Origin of the sequence: Pseudomonas sp. G5(2012) (genome assembly GCF_000408945.1) — a bacterium.
GTDB lineage: Bacteria > Pseudomonadota > Gammaproteobacteria > Pseudomonadales > Pseudomonadaceae > Aquipseudomonas > Aquipseudomonas umsongensis.
Genome location: NZ_APIO01000217.1, coordinates 1 through 2177, shown reverse-complemented (window position 1 = coordinate 2177; position 2177 = coordinate 1). Strand labels below are relative to the sequence as shown.

The following is a 2177-nucleotide window of genomic DNA, read 5'->3' as shown; positions in this document are numbered from 1 at the left end:
GAACGCAGGCATTGCGCAGTAGGTAAACCGGCAGGAGGTGTTCTTCAGGGCCGGAACTGGCTAGGCGTCACACCACTCCAGCGCATAAACGCATGGCGGAAACTCGCGGTCTCGCTGAAACCCAATGCTTCGGCGATCCGGTAGATCGGCATCTGGTCTTCACAGAGCAAAAGCTTGGCCTGCTCGAACCTGAGCTCATCGAGCAATTCCTGATAGCTGCACCCCAGGTCCTTGAGGTGCCGTCGCAAGGTGCGTGCTGAACAATTCATCTGCTCGGCCAATCCCTCGAGTCCCGGTGCCGCATGCAATTGTGCCCTGAGCAGCTGGCGGATCCGCCCCAGCCAGGCCTGGCGCCCGGTGAACTCGGTATTCTGCTTGCGGCAACGCTCGGCCATGGCCTGGTGGGTGATGGCATCGGCCAGGGGCAAGGGTTGGTCCAGCCAGCGCCGGTCGAAGGCGAAGGCGTTGTTGCGTGTGCCAAAGTGCAGCGGGCAATTATTGAAGTGTTCGGCGTAGTTAACCTGGTAATCGGGCGCGGCATGTTCGAAGCGTGCAGCCAGCAGCGGCAGGGCGTGCCCGAGCAGGTCATCGCAGATGACTTTCAACGACACCAGGCAGAACTCGGCGTTGAACACCGCCAGTGCCGGATTCTCCCGGTAATCGGCGGCGACAAACCAGACGCGCTCGTTGTCCTCTTCCAGGCTCAGCTCGAAAAGTGTTCCCAACAGCGCCGGATAACGCATCGCCAGGCGCAATGCGTCACCAAAGGTGGCACTGGTGAGCAGGGCATAGCCGAGCAAGCCGTAGGACGAAACATGCATGCGTCGGCCCAGTTCCAGGCCGATATCGCGCTTGAGGGCGACGGCGTTGGCGCAGACCTGCATCTCTTGATTGGTGGTGATGCGCGTGTCCGCCCGGGCCAGATCCGCGGCACAGATGCCGCTGCCGGCGAGCAGGGGGGCGCTGGGCAGACCTTGGGCCTTGAAGGTGTCGAGCACCAGGGAAACGGCGTTAAGGGTGGTGAGGTGGGAGTGGAGCATGCTCGATTCCGGCGTGGGGGTGCCAGAACCGAGCAACTTGTGTGCCGGTTTGCGTCAGAAGGCCTTAATGACCGCTGAGCAAGGACGCAGCCCCGGCTCCACCGAACAGTCCGGCACTGACCCGGTTAAACCAGCTCTGGCCCTTGCCGCTGCGCAGATACCGCGCCGCGCCATGGGCACCCAGGCCGTAGGCCAGCTTGCATAGCAGGTCCAGTACGGTCCAGGTGGCGATCATCACCAGCAATTGCGGCAGGAACGGTTGCCCGGCGCTCAAGAATTGCGGCAGAAACGCGGCGAAGAACAGGATGTCCTTGGGGTTGCTCGCGCCCAGCATGAAAGCGCGCCCGAACAGTGCGCGAAAGCGTGGCACTGCGGCGGCCTGAGGCACTTGCGCACCGTGGGACGGTTGGCCCGACTGCTGCCAGCTCTGCCAGGCGAGGTAGAACAGGTACAGCGCGCCGACGATTTTCAGTGCGCTGAATAATTGTTCCGATGCCAGCAGCAGCGCGCCCAAGCCCAGCGCCGAAGCACTCAACAGGCAGATCGAGGCAATCACGCCGCCAAGAAACGCCGGGTAGGAACGGACCAGGCCGTAATTCAAACTGTTGCTGATCATCAGCAAAGACAGTGGCCCCGGGATCAGGATCACTACCAGCGCAGCGCCGCTGAACAGCAGCCAGGTTTCCAGACTCATCACTTTCCTCCATTTGCACAAAAGCCTCACCCGACGGGGTGAGGCTGGTTTAACGCGCGTACCGCCGAGATTTACAAGAAGATGAACTTGGCAATGAAAATTGCGCAGAGCACCCACAGACTGACGGAGATTTCCTTGTACTTGCCAGTGCCGGCCTTCAGCGCCACGTAGGTGATGAAGCCCAGCGCGATGCCGTCGGCGACCGAGAAGGTCAGGGGCATCATGATTGCCGTGACGATCGCCGGAATGCTGTCGGTCGCCTCGTCCCATTCGATGTGGGCCATGCCGCCCATCATCAACATGGCCACATAGATCAGCGCACCGGCCGTGGCATAGGCGGGGATCATCCCGGCCAGCGGCGCGAAGAACATGGCCGCAATAAATAGCACACCTACGGTCACTGCGGTAAGACCAGTCCGACCACCCGCCGCTACGCCCGCGGC

Annotated in this window: 3 protein-coding genes; all 3 read right to left on the bottom strand. The window is 61.9% G+C overall.

Annotated features, from left to right (window positions below; all coding sequences use genetic code 11):
• Positions 1-44: 44 nt before the first annotated feature.
• Positions 45-1040 (bottom strand): AraC family transcriptional regulator, encoded by a 996-nt coding sequence (locus PG5_RS32770; protein WP_020801375.1) that lies wholly within the window; start codon positions 1038-1040, stop codon positions 45-47.
• Positions 1041-1104: 64 nt separating this feature from the next.
• Entirely contained in the window at positions 1105-1734 is a 630-nt protein-coding gene (locus PG5_RS32765) for a LysE family translocator (protein WP_020801374.1), read from the bottom strand.
• A 71-nt stretch (positions 1735-1805) separates the two neighbouring features.
• Positions 1806-2177, bottom strand: a 372-nt coding sequence (locus PG5_RS32760) for a solute carrier family 23 protein (protein WP_042956000.1), incomplete at its 5' end; no start/stop codon positions are given.